Genomic DNA, 21,512 nt, shown 5'->3' with positions numbered 1-21,512 from the left:
TTCGCGGCACGGCACTGCCTTGCCGCATCGGCAAACGGCCCCACGTTGTCCGGGCTTGCGCCGTGGATTAAGCACACGACATCTCAGTCGGGCCGGTCGCGGTCTTTTCCGCGGCACGACGCTGCGGGCTCGCGCGCCTCGCCCGTTCATTCGAACGTTTCGTCCCGGGAAGCTGGCGCATGGCGCGCGATACCTCAGACACGACCCCGCTCACCAAGCGGGCCGAGTTGATCGAGTGGTTCTCCGTGGGGGAGAAACCACCGGAACAATTCGCCATCGGCACCGAGCACGAGGCGATACCGTTCTACCGCGAGACCCATACCCCAGTGCCCTATGAAGGCGAGCGGGGCATCCGGAAGCTGCTCGAACGCTTCGGCCGCGAGACCGGCTGGGAGCCGATCCTCGACGCCGGCAACATCATCGGCCTGGCGTCGACGCGGGGCGGCGGTGCCATCTCAATCGAGCCCGGCGGACAGTTCGAGCTGTCCGGCGCGCCTGTGCCCGACGTGCACAAGACCATGAGCGAGTTGCGCGCCCATCTCTACGCCCTGATGTGCGCCGCCGACCCGCTCGGCATCGGCTTCCTCGACCTCGGCATGAGCCCGAAATGGACGCGGGAAGAAACTCCGCTGATGCCGAAGAGCCGCTACCGCATCATGCACGGCTACATGCCGAAGGTCGGCAGCCTCGGCCACGACATGATGCTGCGCACGGCAACCGTGCAGGTCAATGTCGACTTCTCCTCCGAGGCCGACATGGTGAGGAAGCTGCGCGTCTCCCTCGCCCTGCAGCCAGTGGCGACGGCACTCTTTGCCAATTCACCCTTCACCGATGGCCGTCCGAACGGCTTCCTCTCGCGCCGCTCCGAGATCTGGCGCGACACCGACCGCCACCGCACCGGCATGTTCCCGCAGGCATTCGAGCAGGGGTTCGGCTACGAGGGCTATGTCGACTGGCTGCTCGACGTGCCAATGTACTTCGTCAAGCGGGGCGAGACCTATCACGACGTCTCCGGCGCCTCTTTCCGGGACTTGATGCAGGGGCGGCTCGACCAGCTGCCAGGCGAGTTTGCCACCGTCTCCGACTGGGCAAACCACGCCTCGACGGTGTTTCCAGAGGTACGCCTCAAGCGCTTCCTGGAGATGCGCGGCTCGGATGTCGGCAACCCGGCGATGATCGCCGCGCAATCCGCCTTCTGGGTCGGCCTGCTCTACGACCCCACCGCCCTCGACGCAGCTTGGGACCTCGTGAAGGGATGGAGCGCCGAGGAGCGCGAATGCGCCCGCGCCACCGCGCCGCGGCTCGGCCTCGCTACGTCGCTCGCCGGGAAGAGCCTCGGAGCGGTGGCCGCCGAGGCGCTGGCGATCAGTCGGGCTGGTCTGCAGGCGCGCGCTCGTCGCGATGGCACCGGGCGCGACGAGACCATGTATCTCCGACCGCTCGAGGCAATCGTCGTGGCGGGTCGCACCCATGCGGAGGACCGCCTCGCCGATTACGACGGCTCCTGGCAGAAATCCGTCGAGCCAGCCTTCGACGCCTGCACGTTCTAAGGCCTATCGCGGCTCTGACAGTGAGCCGGGAGGTGCGTGATCACACGCGCCTTCTGCGCGTTCCGGCGCGGCCGGGAACGAGGTGCCGGATATGCGAATTGTTAAGGTGGTTTGATCAGCCAACGGAGATACGCGCCATGTCGCGCTTCACCACCTTCGCCCTCGCCGGCCTGACCGCCGCGGGCATGACGGCCGCGACCCTTCCCGCAGCCCAGGCGGCGCCACTTCCGGCGCTGAGCTCCGCCAAGGTCGGCGGGGCCAACACCACGGTCGATCACGTCTACTGGCGCCGTGGCGGTTATTATGGCTATCGCCGCGGCGGCTACGGCGGAGCCCTCGCCGCCGGCGCAGCGCTCGGTATCATCGGCGGCGCCATCGCGGCGAGCGCAGCCCCGCGCTACGGCTATTACGATTACGGCTACTACGGCAGGCCGGCCTACGCCTACCCGGCTTACGGGTATCCGGCCTATGGCTACGGCTACTACCCCTACGGTTACTGAGCCGGGCTGCACGATCCTGAACGACCCTGCCAACGGCTAAGGCCGTCGGCGGGGTTTTCGTGCTATGCCCAAGCATGTCCGATGTCCCCGAGGCCGCGCCGATCTCCCTCGATCTGACCGGCCTTAAATGCCCTCTGCCGGCCCTGCGTACCCGCAAGGCTCTACGCGCCCTGCTGCCCGGTGCACGCCTCGCCGTGACGGCGACCGATCCGCTCGCCGCGATCGACATCCCCAACGCCGCCCGCGAAGAGGGGGCGCGCCTCGAATTCCAGACGCGGGACGGGGCCGTGACGCGGTTCGTGCTTCGCGCTGCGTCGGATTGAACGAAAGCCACACTCCGCAAAGTTCTGCGCCCCAGGTGCGCCACTGCCTCATTGGCGTACGGATCGCCCCCTAGGGCATGCGCCGGATGCAGCCATCACCGGAGACGCCATGGCCCCCTCGATCCGAGGCACCCGCACCGTCCACGAGGGCTGGAGCACTGTTCTCGTTGCCGACCTGACCATGCCCGACGGCTCGCGCCGCAGCCGCGAGATCGAAGACCATGGTCGGGCGGTTTGCGTGCTGCCCTATGATCCCGAACGCCGCGTTGCGCTGCTGATTCAGCAGTTCCGTGCCCCGATCTTCTATGCCGAAGGGGTCACTGATCTTATCGAGGCGCCGGCCGGCCTGCTCGATGAGGCCGATGCCGAGGAGGGCGCGCGCCGCGAGGCCTACGAGGAGACCGGGCTGCGGCTCAGGCGGCTGGAGCCGGTCGCCTCGGTCTGGAGCATGCCGGGCATCTCGACGGAGCGGATGCAGCTCTTCCTGGGGGCTTATGATGAGAGCGACAGGATCGGCGAGGGCGGTGGCCTTGCCGAGGAGGGCGAGGACATCACCGTGGTGGAGATGCCGCTGTCGGCCCTCGCGGCGATGAGCGATGCCGGCGAGATCACTGACCTGAAGACCCTGACACTGATCCTCGCGCTCAGGCTGCGGCACGCGGACCTGTTCGGACGGGCCGGCGTCGGGCGGCCCGAACTCATTACCTCGGCCTGAGCGGTGACGGCTCTAGAGCCACCCTCGAAGAAGCGGCAACGGGTTTTCGCTTGAGATCTGCTCCAACTCTTTGAGCCGTCGGCAGATCATGCCCGAGGCGACCAGGAGGCGGTCCGGCCTTGCCGTCCCAGCGCCGAATCGATGCTGTCGCGGCCGCGCGAGGCGGCGGCGATCTTGAGGAACCGCCACGAGCGCAGGAAATAGCGCGGGAACAGCCGGCGCGGCGCGTGCAGGAACCGAAAGAACCATTCGAGGCACAGCCGCTGCATCAGGGCTGGCGCCCGCGGCACCAGTCCGGTCGCGACGTTCAAGGCCTCGCCGACGGCCAGCGTCACCGGATCACCCAGTTCCGGCCCATAGCGATCGACCCAGATCTCGGATTTCGGTGCCCCGACCCCGAGGATGAGCAGGGTCGTCCCGTGCGCGCTGATCTCCGCGGCGAGGCGGAGCGAATAGGGCTCGTCCTCCTCGAATCCGAAAGGAGGCGTCGTGCTCGCCACCGCGTCCGCGGGCAGTCCAGCCGCCACGAAGGCCGCTGCGGCCCGCGCACCGACAAGATCGCTCGATCCGATCACGAACACCCGGCGCCCGCTCGGCTGAGGTGCTGTCAGAGCGGCGGCAATCAGGTCGTGGCCGGTGATGCGGCGGACGTTGCGCGCACCGCTGATCCGGGCCAGCCACACCAGCGGCATGCCGTCCAGGGTGCGCATTGCAGCCCCGTCATAGGCCTTTCGAAATGCTGCGTTTTCGGCCAGGATGACGATGTGGTCCACATTGGCCGTGACGATGAGGCGGGGACAGGTGCGCGGCAGCGCGGCCGCAGCGTCAATCACGTCTCCCGCGCTCGCCGTGGTGAACGTCGTCCCGAACAGGCGAACACTCATGCTGACGATCCCGACGAAACGGCATTGGACCGCGGCTGTCCGACCGGCTGGACGACGCGGGGCCGACGGTTCTGCCGCAGCGCATTGAACGCGACGTGGGTCAGCGGGTTTTGAACGACACGGCGATGGGCACGATCGAACGAGGCTGGTCGGGCGGTCGCGACCGCCAGCTTTGGCGGCTTCTCGCCCGTGCCGTGCCTGGGCATCGCCGTACGCTGCGCGGAGATGGGCCAGTTGCCAGCATCACCTTCGATGACGTGCCCGAGAGTGCGGCCACGACAGGCGCCGCAATCCTCGACCGGCACGACGCGCGCGCAACCTACTTCGTCGCGGCCGCCTTGTGCGGGCGGCAGGACCGCTATTGGCGTGTGGCCGATCGTGCGCGCATCCGCGACCTGTCGGAGGCCGGCCACGAGATCGGCTGCCACACTGCCCGGCATGTCAACGTGCAGTCGCTGCGCGGCCTCGACCTCCTGCGGGAATGCGAGGTCTCCAGCGCCATGATCGCCGAGATCTGCGGCCGGGCGCCGCGTAATTTCTGCTATCCGTTCGGCGATGTCGGCCTGATTCAGAAGCGCATGCTCGCCCAGCGCTTCGATACCTGCCGGACGATCTACGAGCATCCCAATGCGGGACGCGTCGACCCGGCCATGCTCGGGGCCTACGGCCTGTTCGACACCGTGATGGATCATGACCGGCTGCGCCGGATCCTGCGCAGGACCGTCGCGCGTCGGGGCTGGCTGATCCTGTACACACACGACATCGCGGATGAGCCGACGCCCATGGGCGCCACGCCACACCTGCTCGACGAGACGCTCGGCCTGCTGGCAGAGCACGGCATTCCGGTGATGACGGTGGCCGAGGCTGCGCGCCACCACGGGCTCGTCGCGACCAGCTGAGAGGGTCGGCTCACGCATCTGCCGCCCGCAGGCTGCGCGTGTCCGCAGAAGGTCGCCGAGCCTTGCGGGCGCGCTTGCGGTCACGATCGGCCCCGAGCAGCAGGGCGATCGCCCCGCCGAGCATCAGGCCGAGCACCAAGGCCACCGGCAGGGCAATCCGCGGCGAGGGCGGCCAGGCGCGGATGCGGGCCGGCGTCGCGGTCGAGATGATGCGCACGTTGGTGTTGTTGAGCCGCTCCTGCTCACCGGCCTCGCGCGAGCGCTTCAGGAAAGCCTCGTAGACGCTGCGTCGGGACTCGGCGGCACGCTCCAGCTCGCGCAGACCGACGCTGGCGCGGTCGGACTTCGAGAGGTCTGCCTTCACTTGGTCGATGTTCTTTCGGATCGCCGCCTCGCTGGCCGCAGCCCGGTCGAAATCCTTACGTGTCGCCTCGATGATCCGGCTCTTCTCAACCTGAATCAGCCGCTGCAGGTCGCGTTGCTGCGCCTCCATCTCGGCCATGGCCGGATGCCTGGAGCCGAGACGGGTCGCGAGCTCCGCGGTGTTGCGCGAGAGAGTCGCATATTGCTGGCGCAGCGCCTGCATTTCGAGGGATTGCAGCATTTCCGGCAGAGCGGTGCCGGCATCGCCCGCCGCCATCTTCTTGGCCTGGTCGAGCCGGGAGCGCGCCTCGGCCGTGCGGATCGATGCGGTGACGAGTTGCTGGTTGAGGTCGCCGAGCTGCTGATCGTTGAACGGCCGGCCGGTAGAGGTCGCCAGCTTGTTGGCAGCGCGGTAGCTCGCAACCTTGCCCTCGGCGTCTTCGAGCGCCTCACGCAGCGTGTTGAGGCGTGAGGTAAGCGAGTCGGAGACGCGCTTGGCGGCCTCGGTCCGGGCACTGGCCTCTTCGTCGAAATAGGCCTCACCGATCGCATTCGCGATGTTGGCGGCTTTCTGCGGGTCCTTCGACTTGGCCTGGACGTCGATCACGAAGGTGCGCTCCGGCCGACGCACAAGGATGTTCTGACGCAGAGTGTCGAGCGCCATGTTGACGGGATCGCGGCTGGCCGGGGGCGGCATCATCCCAAGGGCATTCTTGAGGAATGCGGCGAAGGGACTGGTCGTGTCTGGCTTCGTGAACTCCTCGTCGCGATCGAGCCCGAGCTTGGATACGACACGGCGCAGGACGTTGTCCGACTGGATGACCTTCGTCTGGCTCTCGGCAAGCGAGACGCCTGCATCAGATTGAGGCGAGCGCACGGTGACGTCATTGTCGACGCTGCGCAGGTCGGACGGGTCGATCAGGATCTGGATGCTCGAGACATAGGTCGGCGTGAGCATGCCGAGCACCGCCACCGCCACGGCCACCATGAACAAGCCGGACAGCACGATGAAGCCCGAACCGCGCCACAGGCGATGGGCGATCGAGGACAGGCTGAGAGCGGGGGCGGCCGGCTCGGCCACCACCATCCTCACCGGTTCGCCGCGCAGGGGACTGGCGAAATCGAACATCTCACTCTTGCCTCGGTTCGGCAGGCACCGGTCGGTCACCGGAATAGCCGGCAGGTCGGCGCTGATCTCGGCACATCGCCGATTGTGCCGCCGCGGCACGTTCCGGCAACGAATGGGAAACCATGCGCAACACGGATGCCAAGACGATCTCCGCACTGAGACGCGACATATCCACGTTAATGTGGTTGCTCGACGATATCGGCGGATTTTTCAGGCATTGACCGCAATATTGTTAACCATGTCCAGCGCTCGAACAGTCTCGGTCTAGCCGTCTCACGTGTGCCAGCATGAAACAAGTCAGGTTTCGGCTGCCTTTTGCCTCGCCTGTACGATTGGTACGTAGTTAATACGCTGCGCCATGTGGCCGCGTGTTATGGCTCCGTGCCCACGCGTCACGCTGGAAGGACGACGGCTTCTGGTTCGGCGTAGGCTGCAACGTCCCCGGACAGGAAGGCGCGGAAGCGCATGAAATCGCGCGATGCGAGCCCGTTCCAGCGGGCGACGTTGTCCCGCGAGGTCACGGCGGCCCGCGCGAGGCGACCGGAGCTGGCAAAGTCGAGCAAAGTCTGGGCTGCATCCTCAGGCTCGTCCGGACGGATGAACAGGCCGGACGAGCCCAGCACCTCGGAGAAGACTGCTGCGGCCGGCGCCGCTACCGGCAGGCCGCCGTGCTGAACCTCCAGGAGCGGCAGGCCGAGTCCTTCGGCTTTCGCCGTCGAGAGCAGGAGGTGACAGCGTCCCGCGAGGCTTCGCAGGCCGGTATCGTCAAGATATCCGTGCAGGGTGAGGAAGGATGGTGGCGCGTCGAGGAAGGTATGCCGCCCCCAGCCGACCCGGCCGACGAGGTGCAGCTCGGCGGGAATACCGGCCGCGTTGAGCGCGGCGGTGATGGCGACGGCGGAGGGATAGTTCTTGCGCGGCTCGATCGTGCCGATCGCCAGGAGCCGCAGCGGCTCGCCCGGCCGGTAGGCGGCCGGACCGGCGAGATCGCCGAGGCCGAAGACATCCCGCACCGCCGGCCTAAGCAGCGCCACCAGTGCGTCGCGCCGGCACAGCCTGCGCAGATCCTCGCCCGTGGTGCGGGAATTGACGAGGAACGAGCGGCCGAACCGCGCCGCCAGCGCAAAGCTCGGCGCCATATAGGCGCGCGCACGCCAGTTCAGATCCTGCGGCCGGGTAACGAGGAAAGTGTCGTGCACGTAAGTCATGCAGCGCGGCCCGAGCACTGCGGTAAGTGGTGCCGGCGGGAAGCCAGGAAACAGAAAGAGCGCGGACGGGTCGGCGAGTCCGCGCGCCGGCAGGCCGAGTTGCTGATCGAGGATCATCCTGGCGAGGCTCGGGGAGCGTAGCAGGCGCACGTCGTGCGGTGCCAGGCGCTCGGGGGCGAACAGATCGAGGGCGACGCGTTCGATCCCGGTGACGGGTCCGCGGATGTTGGTCTGATCGATGTAGATGCGGCGCGGCGCGGCAGCACTCATCGGGAGACCCTATGGCGCAGCAGGGTGGTGGCGTAGAGCACCCGGCGCATCCAGAGCGGCATGACGCGGCCGAACACGGCCTGCTTCGCCCGGCGCAGCAGGCGGATCGTGGGCCGCGAGGGCGCGGCGACAAGGCCGGTCGCCCCGGCTCGGCGATCCCTGGCGAAGGCGAACTGCCCGAGCATCTCCGGGCGGAAGCCGTGCCGTGCGACCGGCGTCACGACCGGCATCCCCGGCCAGCCGGCGAGGGCGTCGTGCAGCGACACGGCGGCCGCTGCGTGGCTGAAGCGGCTCTCCAGCACGATGCGGGCGAAGGCACCCAGACGCTGGCGGAAGGCTGCATCTTCGATCAGCCGGTTCAGGCCGTCTGCCAAGGCACCCTCGCGCGGCTCGACGAGGATGCCGGTGACGCCGTCGATGACGGCCGAGGTCAGGCCGGTGGCTCGGTAAGCCACCGTGGGCGTGCCGCACAAGCCCGCCTCGATCGGGGTCTGACCGAGGGTCTCGAGTCGGCTCGCCGTGAGGTAGACGTCGCAGGCTGCGTACCATTGCGCCAGCGTCTCCTCGTCACCGATCGGGCCAGGCACGTGCAGGCCGGGGAGTCCGAAGACGGAGGGATCATCGAGACGACCGATGGCAACGAAGCCGATGCCAGGCCGGGCCACCCGCGCGATGGTGGCGACGAGATCGTCGAAACCCTTGTCGGGCGCATCGGCGATCACGGCGGCGAACAGCACGAGGATGTCATGCTCCGGCAGGCCGAGCCCGCGACGGAGGGCGGCCCGGTCGCGCGGGCGGAACACCCCGGTAGGGAAGGCCAGCCGGATGGGTGCGATGGAGGTGCCTCCGGGCGCGAGCGCCTGAGTCCGCGCCCTGGTCCAATCGGAATTGGCAAGAAGCAGCGGCGCGTGGAGGGCCTGCCTCTTCGCAGCGAAGGCGCCGGCAATGCGACCTGGGGCGAGTTGCGGGTACTCGGCCGGTGTTGGGCAACGCGCGTCGCAGCCGTCCGCGATCACCGGGCAGTCCTTGGGATGTGCGCATCGTCCCGTAAGCGGGAAGAGATCGTGCAGGGCGATCACCGTCGGCAGCGCTGAGGCCAGACGTCCGACGAGGCCTGCACCCCGCGTCGCCCCGTGGAGATTGCCCACGAGGACGAGGTCGTGTCCGCTGGCGAGAATCGCCGCCTCGGTGCGCGGAAATTGGTCGGTCCATTCGGCCGCGGCAGGGGGCGACTCGTCGGCCAGCCTGAGATGCGTGACTCGATGCCCCGCCAGATCCAGCGCCTCGGCGAGGCGGCGATGGGCGATGCCGGCCCCGCCGCCATAGCCGAGATCGGTCAGGGACACGATGGACAGGGGGGACGGCAAGCAGGTGCCGACGGCATCGCGCGCGAGCAGCACCGGCCGCCCGATCCGCGAGCGCCGAATCCCGGCCGCGGCGAGTTGGGACCAGAGCTGAGCCGAGGAGGGCAGTGCGCGGTCTGAGGGGAGGCTGAGGTGGTCGAGAGCATCACGCGAGACGAGGATGTCGCCGCAACCGAACGACGCCTGCTCCCCGCATGACGCAGCAGGTTCGCCGAGCAGGTCGAGGCCGTGGACGCCGCGCGCGAACAGCACGCGCAGGCCGGCCACCGCACCGGCGTTCGACAACACTGCCTCGAGACAGAGCGCTGCGAGTGCGCCCGGCGCCAGCAGATCACCGGCCCGCAGCCAGAGGAGATAATCCGCATCCATCGGGCCAACCGGGCTGGTCCCGCACACCCGATGCTGGAGCTGCGGGTAGCCCTGACCTTCAATCGAGGCGAGCGTCGTCGCCCTATCGGCATCCGCATCGTCACCAAGGATGACCACGCCGATACGCGGCCAGGGGCGGCCATCCGGGAGGGAATCGGGCAGTGGCGCCGGCGCAGGTCCGTCGGGCCAATCGGCGACACCGTGGTCGTCGGCGGACAGGGCTGGCCCTTGGCTCATGCCGTCTCGGTTCTCGGACGCGGCCATAGGACCGCGGCAGGCGGCGATACTGTCGGACGAACCGTAAAGAAAGCGGTGGACCAGGTTCAGCAACGCTTCCTCTGAACAGCTGGCCACGTTTCGGCCCACGCGCCGTCCCCGCGCTTTCCGAGCCGATCCAGCAGTTGCTCTACGCCATCAACTCCTGGTTGCATGATTCCACGGCCGTCACACTGAGTGCAGCCACCGCACTTCACGTCCGGCCGCTTTGCTCCACGCGTGATCCGGCGCGCCTAGTGCGAGGCGAGCGAGGGTATCGAGATAGTAGGCAATCGCTGCTTCCGGCGGGTGCCACTGGCCGGCCATACCAACGAGGATCCTTGCCTTCTATGAGGAAGGCACAGGGCTGCTATTCGTCCGCGGCCTCGTTTTCCTCAATCGCGCAGCAAACACACGGGCCGCCAAGTTCGATTCTCGGCGTAAATACTGGAACGCCTAAAGGGCATCGGTCACAAGCTGTTAGTACTGGTTCATGCCTGGTCGAAGCCGGCGCGCGTGGCATCGAGCAAACCTTACGCTGGCTCGATACGATCGAGGCACAGATCGACGATGGCTTCGAACGCAGCCTCGACGTCACGGAATTGATGGCAGTCCCCCCTGCCTTTTTGGACAGCCAGAATCGCGGTCGCGAGTTATGAATATGCTCGCTTTGTCATGCACTTGATGCCGGGCCTGGGGTCTATCCGGCTCCCGCAGGCGGACCGCGCTTAACAACGAACGCCTGTCAAGCGACGGGTCCGCTTGATTGAATTATATCGCCTTTCCTGTTCAGTTGGCTTTTAGAACAAGACCAATTTGGGTGGGAAAGCATGGCAAGTCCCGAGCCTTGGAGCGCAGACCGCGCCGCTGGGATCGTCGCCGAGCACAAGCATCTCGAAGGTGCGACGCTCCCGATCCTGCACGCCTTGCAGGAAGAGTTCGGCTACGTCGACGAGGCGGCTGTGCCGCTGATCGCGGACGCGCTGAACCTGTCGAAGGCCGAGGTCTTTGGCTGCATCACGTTCTACCACGACTTCCGCAAGGCACCGGCTGGCCGGCACCATGTGAAGCTGTGCCGCGCCGAGGCCTGCCAGGCGATGGGCTCGGACAAGCTGCATGGCGAAATCTTGCAACGTCTGGGAGTCGACTGGCACGGGACAACCTCGGACGGCAACGTCACCGTCGAGCCTGTCTACTGCCTCGGCCTCTGCTCCAACGGCCCCGCCGCGATGATCGGCGAGGAGCCGCTCGCGCGTCTTACCGCCGACAGCCTCGAAGCCGCACTCAAGGAGTCGCGGGCATGAGCATCACCATCTACGTTCCGCAGGACGCCGTCGCTCTCGGCCTCGGCGCCAATCGCGTCGCCCGCGCGATCTTCAATGGCGCCGAGCAGCGCGGTCTCGACGTCGAGATCGTCCGCACGGGCACCCGTGGCATGCTCTGGCTCGAGCCGATGGTCGAGGTGGCCACGGTCGAGGGCCGCATCGCCTACGGCCCGGTAACCCCGGCCGACGTCGAGGGCCTGCTCAATGCCGGCCTGCACGAAGGCGGTGAGCACCCGCTCCGCCTCGGCAAGCCGGAAGAAATCCCCTTCCTCAAGCGGCAGCACCGTATCACGTTCCATCGCTGCGGCGTGGTCGACCCGGTCTCGGTCGAGGATTACCGCGCCCATGGCGGCTATCGCGGTCTCGAAGCCGCTCTGAAGATGGAGGCCAAGGATGTCGTCGCGCAGGTGAAGGATTCGGGCCTGCGCGGTCGCGGCGGCGCAGGCTTCCCGGCCGGCATCAAGTGGAACACGGTGATGCTCGCGGAGAGCGAGCAGAAATACGTGATCTGCAACGCCGACGAGGGCGATTCCGGCACTTTCGCCGACCGGATCATGATGGAGGGCGACCCCTTCAACCTGATCGAGGGCATGACCATCGCCGCCGTCGCCACCGGCGCGACCCGCGGCTACATCTATTGCCGCTCCGAGTACCCGCAGGCCTTCCGCACGATGCGCGATGCCATCGCCAATGGCGTGAAGGCGGGTGTGCTCGGCGAAAACATCATGGGCTCGGGCAAGACCTTCCATCTGGAGGTCCGCCTCGGTGCCGGCGCCTATATCTGCGGCGAGGAGACCTCGCTGCTGGAGAGCCTGGAGGGCCGACGCGGCATCGTACGCGCCAAGCCGCCGATCCCGGCGCTCAAGGGTTTCGTGGGCAAGCCGACGCTCGTCAACAACGTCATGACCTTCACGGCCGTGCCGTGGATCATGGAGCACGGCGCCAAGGCCTACGCTGATTTCGGCATGGGCCGCTCGCTCGGCACGCTGCCGATCCAGCTCGCCGGCAACATCAAGCAGGGCGGCCTGATCGAGTACGCCTTCGGCATCACCATCCGCGAGGTCATCGAGGATTTCGGCGGCGGCACGCTGTCAGGCCGTCCGGTGCGCGCGGTGCAGGTCGGCGGGCCGCTCGGGGCCTACTTCCCTGACAGCCTGCTCGATACGCCCCTCGACTACGAGAAGATGGCCGAGGCCAAGGGCCTCGTCGGCCACGGCGGCATCGTGGTGTTCGACGATACCGTCGACATGGCCAAGCAAGCCCGCTTCGCCTTCGAGTTCTGCGCGGCCGAATCCTGCGGCAAGTGCACCCCCTGCCGCATCGGCGCGACACGCGGCGTCGAGACCATGGACAAGGTCATCGCGGGCATCCGCTCCGAGGCGAATGTCGAGCTGGTCAAGGACCTCTGCGAGGTCATGACCGACGGGTCGCTCTGCGCCATGGGTGGTTTGACCCCCATGCCGGTGATGAGCGCCATCAACCATTTCCCCGAAGATTTCACGGGCCCGGGACAGCAGTCCTTCCCCGCCGCCGCCGAGTGAGGAACACACGATGACCCTCATCAAGGAAATCGACTACGGCACGCCGATCCGCGTCAGCGAGAAGACGGTGTCGATCACCATCGACGGCGTGCAGGTCTCCGTTCCGGCCGGCACGTCGGTGATGGCCGCCGCGATGCAGATGGGCACCAAGATCCCGAAGCTCTGCGCGACGGATTCGCTGGAGCCTTTCGGCTCGTGCCGCATGTGCCTCGTCGAGATCGAGGGTCGCCGCGGCACCCCGGCCTCCTGCACGACGCCGGCCGAAGAGGGCATGATCGTCCATACGCAGACGCCGAAGCTGCACCGCCTGCGCAAGGGCGTGATGGAGCTCTACATCTCCGACCATCCGCTCGACTGCCTGACCTGCGCCGCCAACGGTGATTGCGAGTTGCAGGACACGGCAGGACAGGTGGGACTGCGCAACGTCCGCTACGGCTATGACGGCGACAACCACGTCAAGCCGACCTCGGAAAAGTACCGGCCGAAGGACGAGTCGAACGCGTATTTCACCTACGATCCGTCGAAGTGCATCGTCTGCAACCGCTGCGTCCGCGCCTGCGAGGAGGTGCAGGGCACCTTCGCGCTAACCATCGAAGGCCGCGGTTTCGACAGCCGCGTGGCCGCCGGCCCGACGAATTTCATGGAGTCCGAGTGCGTATCCTGCGGCGCGTGCGTGCAAGCCTGCCCGACCGCGACCCTCCAGGAGAAGTCGATCCACGAATTCGGCCAGCCCGATCATTCCGAGGTGACCACCTGCGCCTATTGCGGTGTCGGCTGCGCCTTCAAGGCCGAGATGCAGGGCGACAAGATCGTCCGCATGGTGCCCTACAAGGGCGGCAAGGCCAACGAGGGCCATAGCTGCATCAAGGGCCGCTTCGCCTACGGCTACGCCACCCACAAGGACCGCATCACCAAGCCGATGATCCGCGCCAAGATCACGGATCCCTGGCAGGAGGTCAGCTGGGAGGTGGCGATCAATCACGCCGCGTCCGAGTTCAAGCGCATCCAGGCCAAGTACGGCAAGGATTCGATCGGCGGCATCACCTCCTCCCGCTGCACCAACGAGGAAGCCTACCTCGTCCAGAAGCTGGTTCGTGCCGCCTTCGGCAACAACAACGTCGATACCTGCGCCCGCGTCTGCCATTCGCCGACCGGCTACGGCCTGATGTCGACCCTCGGCACCTCGGCCGGCACTCAGGATTTCAAGTCGGTGGAATATGCCGACGTGATCCTGGTCATCGGCGCCAATCCGACCGACGGCCACCCGGTCTTCGGTTCGCGCATGAAGAAGCGCCTGCGCGCCGGCGCCCGCCTCATCGTCGCGGATCCGCGTAAGATCGATCTCGTGAAGTCGCCCCACATCAAGGCCGACTATCACCTGCCGCTGAAGCCCGGCTCCAACGTCGCCTTCATCAACGCCTTCGCCCACGTCATCGTGACGGAAGGCCTGGTCGATGAAGCCTATGTCCGCGAACGCTGCGACCTCGCCGAGTTCGAGTCCTGGGCCCGCTTCATCGCCGACGAGCGCCACTCACCGGAAGCCACCGAGCAGTATACCGGCGTCAACCCGGCCGATCTGCGCGCCGCGGCCCGGCTCTACGCCACCGGCGGCAATGCCGGCATCTTCTACGGCCTGGGCGTGACCGAGCACAGCCAGGGCTCGACCATGGTCATGGGCATGGCCAACATCGCCATGGCCACGGGCAATATCGGCAAGGAAGGCGCCGGCGTGAACCCGCTGCGCGGCCAGAACAACGTGCAGGGCTCCTGCGACATGGGCTCGTTCCCGCACGAGCTCACCGGCTACCGCCACGTCTCGGACGACGCCACCCGCGAGACCTTCGAGGCCCTGTGGGGTGCCAAGCTCTCGAACGAGCCGGGCCTGCGGATCACCAACATGCTGGACGAGGCCGTCGGTGGCTCGTTCAAGGGCATGTACATCCAGGGCGAGGACATCGCGCAATCCGACCCCGACACGCATCACGTGACCTCCGGCCTCAAGGCCATGGAGTGCATCGTGATCCAGGACATCTTCCTGAACGAGACCGCCAAATACGCCCACGTCTTCCTGCCGGGCGCCTCGTTCCTGGAGAAAGACGGCACCTTCACCAATGCCGAGCGCCGCATCAGCCGCGTCCGCAAGGTGATGGCGCCGCTCGGAGGCTATGGCGATTGGGAGGGCACGATCCTGCTCGCCAAGGCGCTCGGCTACGAGATGAACTACAACCACCCGTCCGAGATCATGGACGAGATCGCCCGGCTGACCCCGACCTTCACCGGTGTCTCCTACGCGAAGCTCGACGAGATGGGCTCGATCCAGTGGCCGTGCAACGAGCAGGCGCCGCTTGGCACTCCGATGATGCACGTCGACCGGTTCGTGCGCGGCAAGGGCCGCTTCATGATCACCGAGTACGTGGCCACCGACGAGCGCACAGGGCCGAAGTTCCCGCTGATCCTGACCACGGGCCGCATCCTGTCGCAGTACAATGTCGGTGCGCAGACCCGCCGCACGGAGAACTCGCGCTGGCATGAAGAGGACGTGCTGGAGATCCACCCCTTCGATGCCGAGAGCCGCGGCATCGTCGACGGCGATCTCGTGGCGCTGGTCTCGCGCTCCGGCGACATCGCCCTGAAGGCGAAGATCACCGAGCGCATGCAGCCGGGCGTGGTCTACACGACCTTCCACCACGCCAAGACCGGCGCCAACGTCATCACCACCGACTATTCGGACTGGGCGACCAACTGCCCCGAATACAAGGTGACGGCGGTGCAGGTGCGGCGGACCAACCGTCCGTCGGATTGGCAGGCGAAGTTCTACGAGGAGGATTTCTCGTTGACCCGCATCGCTCAGGCAGCGGCAGAGTAAGCGTAAACCGATGGGCGCAGCGACCAACCAAGACCGGCTCGTGCGGATGGCCAACCAGATCGCCTCGTTCTTCCGGAGCTATCCGGAAGAAGAGGCGGTTGCCGGCATCCACAAGCACCTCGTTGCCTTCTGGGCGCCGAAGATGATCCGCGATCTCGTGGCTCATATTCCGGAGGCCGGCGACCGGCTCGACGCCCACGTCGTCAAGGCGTTGCAGGAAAATCCGGCCGGGGAGAGCCCCGTGCGGCCCGCAACCCACGATCCCCAGCTTGCGGGACAGGGTGCCAGCGACGCGGGCTGAAGCCCCGGTTGTTTCCAGAGAGGGCCGTCAGGCGAGGTAGCCGGCGACCTTCAATTCCTGTTCGACATCGCCATAGAGGCCGGCGAGCGGATCGTCCTTGCGGAGGCTTACCCCGAGGGGTCCATGCTCGCTCGCGGCGATGGTGGGAACCGCGACTGCGTCGCGGCGGATGAAGACGGACAGCAGCCTGTATAGCATCGACGCCTCCCAAGCTTATCCTTAACGCAGCTTAACCATTCGCGTACCGGCCTCGCGGACAATCCGAGCTGGCCCCGGCCGGCGGCGGGGAACGAGCCGTCTGCGCGGCATCGGCGCGATCCTCGCGGTCTCGAAAACCGGGCGTTAGGGATGACCGCGCGAATTGGTCGTGCGCAAGCTTGTTTGAGACGCCTCGTAAAAGATTAGGGCCTAGATACCAGGCAGTCACCTCGCGCCTGGGAGCGCCCACCGATGGTTCTGCCAGCCCGCATCGCGCGATGGCTCCGTTCTACCCGCACCGGGATCGTGCTCGGCATCCTCGCGCCGACCGGCATGTTGATCCTGTCCGGGATGATGCTGCTCGATATGCGCCGGGACGCCTGGGACAAGGCTGCCCGGACCTCCAACAACCTTCTGCAGGTCATCGCGCGCGACATCGCCCGGAACGTCGAGATCTTCGATCTTTCGCTGCAGGCCGTCGTCGAGAACATCCGTACCCCGGGCATCGAGGGGATCTCTCCCGCGATGCGCCAGCTCGTGCTGTTCGACCGTGCCGCCACGGCGCAGGATCTGGGCGTGATGCTCGTCCTCGACGAGAACGGCGCCATCGCCGTGGATGCCAGCGCCATGCCCCCGCGCAAGGGGAACTATGCTGATCGTGAGTATTTCCAGGTCCACAAGAAGCGGCCCGGCCTCGGGCTGTATATCGGTCGGCCCCTGGTCTCGCGGCTGACCGGCGAGCGCATGATTCCGTTCAGCCGCCGCATCGACAAGCCAGACGGCTCGTTCGGCGGCGTCGTCCTGGGAACTATGAAGCTCGCCTACTTCTCGCACCTGTTCGACCAGCTCGGTCTCGGAAAGGACGGCGCGATCAACCTCTACCTGCGGGACGGCACCCGCATCATGCGCCAGCCCTTCGTCGACGCCGATATCGGCGCGAGTCTGGCCGGCGCACCCATCTTCGCACAGTTCCTGAGCCGGCCGTCCGGAACCCTCGTGAAGACCTCCGTCCGCGACGGGATCGAGCGCTACTACGCGTTCACCCGGATCGGAGACCTGCCGCTGATCCTCAACGTCGCCCTGTCGACGCGCGAAATCGAGGCCGAGTGGCGCGCCAAGGCCCTGGTGATCGGGATAACCGTCCTCGTCCTGTGCGGATTGGCCATTGCGCTGTCACTCCTGTTCGGGCGCGAACTCGGGCGCCGCGCCGCGATGCAGCTCGAGCTTGCCCGGCTGTCGCGCACCGATCCGCTGACCGGACTGGCCAACCGCCGCAGCTTCGAGGATGCCCTCGACGCGGCCGGCAAGGATGCCCGGCGGACGGGGCTTCCGGTCTCGCTGCTCATCGTCGATGCCGACCATTTCAAGCGCTACAACGACCGCTACGGGCACGCCGTCGGCGACGAAGTGCTGAAGGAGCTGGCACAGCGTCTTTCCGCATGCGTGCACCGGCCGAACGACATGGCCTTCCGCATCGGAGGCGAGGAGTTTATGCTGCTGCTGCCGGCGACCGATGCAATCGGCGCGCTACGCGTCGCGGACGCGGTCCATGAGCAGATGCAGGGCCTGACGCTGCCCTCGGCCGGCATCGGGCGTGGCGCCGTCACGGTCAGCATCGGGGTCGCCTCGGGCATCGATGATCCCGACCTCTTCCGCCGGGCCGACGCGGCTCTCTACGAGGCCAAGGCAACTGGCCGGAATCGAACCTGCAGCGCGTCGGCCGCCCAGCATCGCGTGGAAGTCCGCGCGCTCCGCCTGGTAAGAACCTGATGGACAAGGCGCCCGCAGCGCCCATGCCCCCTGTTTCCGGCTGTTGAGCCGCTCGGCATATCTGTTACCACCGTGGAGTCCGCCCCCGCGGACGGCCCGGCCGGTGGACGCGGTGATCGAGAAGCTGGACTACCTGCTCGCGCTCTCACGCGAGGCGCATTTCGGGCGGGCGGCGGAAGTCTGCAACATCAGCCAGCAGACGCTGTCGGCCGGCGTGAAGCAGTTGGAGAACCGCTTCGGCGTTCAGCTCGTGCGGCGCGGCTCCCGCTTCCAGGGATTCACGCCCGAAGGCGAGCGTGTGCTGGCCTGGGCCCGCCGCATCGTCGCCGATGCTCGCGCCATGCATGAGGACGTCTCGACCCTGAAACGGGGCCTCGCCGGCACGCTACGCATCGCCGCGGTACCCACGGCGCTGCCGATGGTTGCGGCGCTGACCACGCCCTTCCGCAAGCGCCATCCCGGCGTGCGCTTCTCCATCGAGTCGACTACCTCTGCCGACATTTTCCAGCTCCTCGACGGGCTCGAGGCCGATGCCGGGCTGACCTATCTCGACAACGAGCCGACCGGCCGCGTCATCACCGTGCCGCTCTACACTGAGCACTACCGCCTGCTGACGGCGGCCGGCGGCCCCTACGACGACCGCAACTCGATCACCTGGGCCGAGGCCGGCCGGATACCGCTCTGCCTGCTCACGCCGAACATGCAGAACCGGCGCATCATCGACCAGCAGCTCCGCGTCGCCGGGGCCGAACCGGCGCCAACGCTGGAATCGAACTCGATGATCGTGCTGATGACCCATGTGCGCACGCTGCAATGGGCCAGCATCATGCCGGCGATCCTCGCCGACGCGCTCGGGCCGACGGAGGGCGTGCGCTCGATCCCGATCGTCGAGCCGGACCTCACCCACGTCATCGGCCTCGTCGCCCCGCGCCGGGAACCGGCAACGCCGATGGTGACCGCGCTGGTCGCCGTCGCACGCGCGATCACGGGCACGCTCGACCAGGTCGGCAGCGGCGACCCGCATCACGCTGACGGACGGCGGAGCTGAAGCCTCCTGAGCCGCGTTGCCCGAGGGTGGCACGGGATTGGCGCCAGCCGGCCGCATCCGGATAAGAACGTCTCCCGATTTCACGCCAAAGAGAGGACGCGAGCGCCGCGCATGAAGGCCTCCACCCTGTTTCTCGGCTTCACCATGGTCGCCCTCGCCGCGGCCCTCGCCGGCCTGTGGCAGGCTTTCGGCCCCCGGGCACCGAGGCCTGCAGCGCCGCCCTCCGTGACCGAGGCTCCGGCGCAGCGCCCGAAGCCCCTGCAACCGAGCCTGACCGAACCGGCCGAACCCGGCGTGCGCTCGGTCTATCCTGGCGGACGACCGACGGCAGCGCGTCCGTCGCCGCCGGAGAGCGCCCCGCCCTCCCCCACGGCGCGGCAGGTCCCGGTGGAGGCCGCTCCGCCGCCCGTCGAACCGGCACCCGCGCCGGCGCCGGCGCCCGAGCAACAGGCGGCCCGCCAGCCAGCCGAGCCGCCGGCAGAGGACGGGATCGACCTGAACTCGGCGCCGGTCGAGACCTTGAACACCCTCGGCGCCGGCATGATCGGCAAGACCATCGTCGCGAACCGGCCCTACGCCTCGCCAGAGGACCTCGTTACGCGCCGTGTGCTCAAGCGGCAGGACTACGAGATCATCAAGCCGCACGTCGTCGCGCGGTAGGACGCAACCCGATCAATGGAGGGCGAGCGAGGCACTGGGCGCCTCATCGCCGGCGACGGTCGGACCGGCGACCGCCAGTCCGAGCGCATCGGCGGCGCGATGGATCCGCAATTCAGCCTCGTCGGCACGCGCCTCCAAAGGCTCCACCTCGTCCCGAAGCGCGCGGATCTCGGCTTGCGCCTCGGCTGCGGCGGCCTCGGCCTGGTCGAGCTCGGTGCGCAAAGCCGCGTTCTCATCGGATAGCGCGTCGAGCAGCAGGCTCATCTGCCCGGCGCGTGCCTCGGCGCGCTCCGAGCGGTCATTCGCGGCCCGGACGCGCTCGACGACCAGCGTGAGCAGACCCAGCAGTTCCTGCATCTTGGCCGTCATCGCGGGTCTCCGGGGCTCATCCCCCTCCATGGCACGAGCCACGCCGCGCAGCCAAGCTTTAGCCCCCTCATCGCACGGGGGCGACATATCGGCTTGCGCTCGGGATTTGAATGGCTAAGCTTTTTCCACGCTCCGGACCGCCGATTCGACAGGTGCGTCGGAAGCGAGATCGCGCCACCTGGCGCCGCGCGATCCTGGGGGCTGAGCCCTCAACCAGGTTCGCACCCAGCCTGTTGGCTGAAAACAGCATCTCGGCGCGCCGGATGAACCCGGCGCTCGCATCACGCATTAACGCTTAGCGCCCGACTGCCTGAAGTTCGGGCAAATCCGTGCGTGACCGTCCCGCGCGGGCACCGGCAGATCGGTGCTGTGAGCGCGCAAGGCCGGCCTCATCAAGCCGTCTCCGATGGCAGGGTGAGAGGAAAGGGCACGAAGCGCCGAGACCGGAGCGGGTCACGACCCGCTCTATGAGCGTATCCGCGTCACAGAAGCCGCAAGGCTTTCAAAATCAAAAGACTTCTCGAACCAAGGAGCCGCTATGCCCCTTCATTCCCGACGTCTTCTGTCCAAGGCAGCGCTCGCCATCGAAGGCCGGATCTCGATCAAGCAGAACACCACCCGCGACTGGCCGCGCGACCATGCCCGCCTGCGCGTTCTCGAACGCAAGGGCAGCCTGCGCTGGGTCGGCACGCAGGCCGGCCCCCATCTCGGCGGCACCTTCGCCATCTGGCAGATCACGGATGAAGGCCGCAACCGTGTTGCGACCTGGGAGCCGCCGACGATCGAGGGCAGCTGATCTCAAGCCAGTGTCAGGCCGACGCCATCGTGGGCGTCCTTGCGGGAGAGGACCGGAACAGGGCCGTGCAGGCCGTGTCGCGGTGCATGCTCAGGATCGAGGCCCGGTCGAGATCCGGATTCTCGGCGAGCACGCGGCGCACGTCCTCGACGACCTTCTGGTAGCGCACCGGATCGTAGTCCTTCTCCAGCGGGCTGACGGCGATGTAGGCCTCGACGACGAGAATGCGTTCGCAGCGCTCATGGTCGAGTTCGACCGCGACCCAGGCGGATTTGATCAGGCGGTTGGCGGCGAGCATGGGCGTACCTCCGGGTTGGGCTCGCTTCTTTGGCGAGCTGTTTCCCAGAGCATGAACCCTGCCGATGCGGGTGCCAAGACCCGCAGGGCGGCACGTCCGCGGATTTCGCGGATCACCTGCGCACAATGAAACGGCCCGCCCCGGATGCGGGGCGGGCCGTGTGCGGCAACCCGGTGCGGAATCAGCGGGCCGGGAGAGATCGTCCCTGAGCGAAGGCGACGACGTTGTCGTTACTGGAGATCGCGCTCTCCTGGACCGGGTCGTCCTTCACGGAACTGCCCTGGTTGATCCAGCGCACGACTTTCTCGTCGCTGTGGCGGCCCAGCCTGCGGATGCGCTGGCGCGCGGCCCAAGCCGGTAACGTCTCGCTGTATCTCATCTTTTTCCCCCTCGTACTGGAAAGGAGAATGCATGCAGTTTTTCGTGTTTCATCACCCATTTGGGGGATGAAAACGCCCGCGGACCGTGCATCGGCCGTCCGGAGCGCGTCGAAGAAACCGTTTACAGCTGG

The 21,512-nt window shown here is 67.2% G+C and carries 22 protein-coding genes; 14 read left to right on the top strand and 8 right to left on the bottom strand.

What is annotated here, in order from left to right:
• The first annotated feature begins 179 nt into the window (after positions 1 to 179).
• The 4 genes from MGN01_RS04145 to MGN01_RS04130 all read left to right on the top strand — a co-directional run bounded on the left by MGN01_RS04145 (position 180) and on the right by MGN01_RS04130 (position 3,088).
• On the top strand, positions 180 to 1,550 hold the full coding sequence (locus MGN01_RS04145; RefSeq protein WP_147045330.1) for a glutamate--cysteine ligase: 1,371 nt from the start codon (positions 180 to 182) through the stop codon (positions 1,548 to 1,550).
• 137 nt (positions 1,551 to 1,687) lie between these two features.
• Positions 1,688 to 2,050 carry a hypothetical protein gene (locus tag MGN01_RS04140; protein ID WP_147045329.1) on the top strand — a complete coding sequence of 121 codons (363 nt, stop codon included), beginning with the start codon at positions 1,688 to 1,690 and terminating at the stop codon, positions 2,048 to 2,050.
• 74 nt (positions 2,051 to 2,124) lie between these two features.
• On the top strand, positions 2,125 to 2,373 hold the full coding sequence (locus MGN01_RS04135; RefSeq protein WP_147045328.1) for a sulfurtransferase TusA family protein: 249 nt from the start codon (positions 2,125 to 2,127) through the stop codon (positions 2,371 to 2,373).
• Positions 2,374 to 2,482: 109 nt separating this feature from the next.
• On the top strand, positions 2,483 to 3,088 hold the full coding sequence (locus MGN01_RS04130; RefSeq protein WP_147045327.1) for an NUDIX domain-containing protein: 606 nt from the start codon (positions 2,483 to 2,485) through the stop codon (positions 3,086 to 3,088).
• A gap of 86 nt (positions 3,089 to 3,174) precedes the next feature.
• On the opposite strand, the gene MGN01_RS04125 is transcribed toward MGN01_RS04130, so the two are convergent.
• The gene (locus MGN01_RS04125) at positions 3,175 to 3,972 is read right to left on the bottom strand and encodes a WecB/TagA/CpsF family glycosyltransferase (RefSeq protein ID WP_147045326.1); all 798 of its coding nucleotides are present in this window, start codon (positions 3,970 to 3,972) and stop codon (positions 3,175 to 3,177) included.
• Positions 3,973 to 4,067: 95 nt separating this feature from the next.
• Between MGN01_RS04125 and MGN01_RS04120 the strand changes: the two genes are divergently transcribed.
• On the top strand, positions 4,068 to 4,871 hold the full coding sequence (locus MGN01_RS04120; RefSeq protein WP_170245831.1) for a polysaccharide deacetylase family protein: 804 nt from the start codon (positions 4,068 to 4,070) through the stop codon (positions 4,869 to 4,871).
• A gap of 10 nt (positions 4,872 to 4,881) precedes the next feature.
• Here the strand turns inward: MGN01_RS04120 and MGN01_RS04115 are convergent, their stop codons facing one another.
• The 3 genes from MGN01_RS04115 to MGN01_RS04105 form a co-directional block, all read right to left on the bottom strand.
• Entirely contained in the window at positions 4,882 to 6,363 is a 1,482-nt protein-coding gene (locus tag MGN01_RS04115) for a GumC family protein (RefSeq protein WP_147045324.1), read from the bottom strand.
• A gap of 392 nt (positions 6,364 to 6,755) precedes the next feature.
• The gene (locus MGN01_RS04110; RefSeq protein ID WP_147045323.1) at positions 6,756 to 7,841 is read right to left on the bottom strand and encodes a glycosyltransferase; all 1,086 of its coding nucleotides are present in this window, start codon (positions 7,839 to 7,841) and stop codon (positions 6,756 to 6,758) included.
• Positions 7,838 to 9,811 carry a glycosyltransferase gene (locus MGN01_RS04105; RefSeq protein WP_147045322.1) on the bottom strand — a complete coding sequence of 658 codons (1,974 nt, stop codon included), beginning with the start codon at positions 9,809 to 9,811 and terminating at the stop codon, positions 7,838 to 7,840. Before MGN01_RS04105 ends, MGN01_RS04110 begins: the two co-directional genes overlap by 4 nt.
• Positions 9,812 to 10,179: 368 nt before the next feature.
• On the opposite strand from MGN01_RS04105, the gene MGN01_RS04100 reads away from it, so the two are divergent.
• The 5 genes from MGN01_RS04100 (at position 10,180) to MGN01_RS04080 (ending at position 15,862) form a co-directional block, all read left to right on the top strand.
• A complete protein-coding gene (locus MGN01_RS04100) occupies positions 10,180 to 10,488 on the top strand; it encodes a hypothetical protein (RefSeq protein ID WP_147045321.1) in 309 nt (102 codons plus the stop codon).
• Positions 10,489 to 10,659: 171 nt separating this feature from the next.
• Positions 10,660 to 11,133 carry a formate dehydrogenase subunit gamma gene (locus MGN01_RS04095; RefSeq protein WP_147045320.1) on the top strand — a complete coding sequence of 158 codons (474 nt, stop codon included), beginning with the start codon at positions 10,660 to 10,662 and terminating at the stop codon, positions 11,131 to 11,133.
• Positions 11,130 to 12,695, top strand: a complete 1,566-nt coding sequence (locus tag MGN01_RS04090; RefSeq protein WP_147045319.1) for a formate dehydrogenase beta subunit — start codon at positions 11,130 to 11,132, stop codon at positions 12,693 to 12,695. Before MGN01_RS04095 ends, MGN01_RS04090 begins: the two co-directional genes overlap by 4 nt.
• Positions 12,696 to 12,705: 10 nt before the next feature.
• On the top strand, positions 12,706 to 15,561 hold the full coding sequence (gene fdhF / locus MGN01_RS04085) for a formate dehydrogenase subunit alpha (RefSeq protein ID WP_147045318.1): 2,856 nt from the start codon (positions 12,706 to 12,708) through the stop codon (positions 15,559 to 15,561).
• 10 nt (positions 15,562 to 15,571) lie between these two features.
• The gene (locus MGN01_RS04080) at positions 15,572 to 15,862 is read left to right on the top strand and encodes a formate dehydrogenase subunit delta (protein ID WP_147045317.1); all 291 of its coding nucleotides are present in this window, start codon (positions 15,572 to 15,574) and stop codon (positions 15,860 to 15,862) included.
• A gap of 27 nt (positions 15,863 to 15,889) precedes the next feature.
• Here the strand turns inward: MGN01_RS04080 and MGN01_RS23400 are convergent, their stop codons facing one another.
• Positions 15,890 to 16,060 (bottom strand): hypothetical protein, encoded by a 171-nt coding sequence (locus MGN01_RS23400; protein WP_170245830.1) that lies wholly within the window; start codon positions 16,058 to 16,060, stop codon positions 15,890 to 15,892.
• Positions 16,061 to 16,312: 252 nt separating this feature from the next.
• Here MGN01_RS23400 and MGN01_RS04075 point away from each other — a divergent pair, with 252 nt between their 5' ends.
• The 3 genes from MGN01_RS04075 (at position 16,313) to MGN01_RS04065 (ending at position 19,538) form a co-directional block, all read left to right on the top strand.
• Complete coding sequence (locus MGN01_RS04075; RefSeq protein ID WP_147045316.1) at positions 16,313 to 17,830, top strand: sensor domain-containing diguanylate cyclase; 1,518 nt, start codon at positions 16,313 to 16,315, stop codon at positions 17,828 to 17,830.
• 112 nt (positions 17,831 to 17,942) lie between these two features.
• Positions 17,943 to 18,878: a LysR family transcriptional regulator gene (locus MGN01_RS04070; protein ID WP_147045372.1), complete on the top strand. Its 936-nt coding sequence runs from the start codon at positions 17,943 to 17,945 to the stop codon at positions 18,876 to 18,878.
• A 111-nt stretch (positions 18,879 to 18,989) separates the two neighbouring features.
• Complete coding sequence (locus MGN01_RS04065; RefSeq protein ID WP_147045315.1) at positions 18,990 to 19,538, top strand: ComEA family DNA-binding protein; 549 nt, start codon at positions 18,990 to 18,992, stop codon at positions 19,536 to 19,538.
• 12 nt (positions 19,539 to 19,550) lie between these two features.
• Here the strand turns inward: MGN01_RS04065 and MGN01_RS04060 are convergent, their stop codons facing one another.
• A complete protein-coding gene (locus tag MGN01_RS04060) occupies positions 19,551 to 19,907 on the bottom strand; it encodes a hypothetical protein (RefSeq protein WP_147045314.1) in 357 nt (118 codons plus the stop codon).
• Positions 19,908 to 20,445: 538 nt separating this feature from the next.
• Between MGN01_RS04060 and MGN01_RS04055 the strand changes: the two genes are divergently transcribed.
• Entirely contained in the window at positions 20,446 to 20,703 is a 258-nt protein-coding gene (locus MGN01_RS04055) for a hypothetical protein (RefSeq protein WP_147045313.1), read from the top strand.
• Between the two features lie 13 nt (positions 20,704 to 20,716).
• Here the strand turns inward: MGN01_RS04055 and MGN01_RS04050 are convergent, their stop codons facing one another.
• Together MGN01_RS04050 and MGN01_RS04045 are read right to left on the bottom strand one after the other, a co-directional pair.
• Complete coding sequence (locus MGN01_RS04050; protein WP_147045312.1) at positions 20,717 to 21,001, bottom strand: hypothetical protein; 285 nt, start codon at positions 20,999 to 21,001, stop codon at positions 20,717 to 20,719.
• A gap of 181 nt (positions 21,002 to 21,182) precedes the next feature.
• Positions 21,183 to 21,380, bottom strand: a complete 198-nt coding sequence (locus MGN01_RS04045; RefSeq protein ID WP_147045311.1) for a hypothetical protein — start codon at positions 21,378 to 21,380, stop codon at positions 21,183 to 21,185.
• Between the last annotated feature and the right edge of the window lie 132 nt (positions 21,381 to 21,512).

It is taken from the genome of Methylobacterium gnaphalii (assembly GCF_007992215.1).
Classification (GTDB): domain Bacteria; phylum Pseudomonadota; class Alphaproteobacteria; order Rhizobiales; family Beijerinckiaceae; genus Methylobacterium; species Methylobacterium gnaphalii.
Note: the sequence above shows the minus strand (reverse complement) of the source record. Positions and strands in the feature narration are given on the sequence as shown.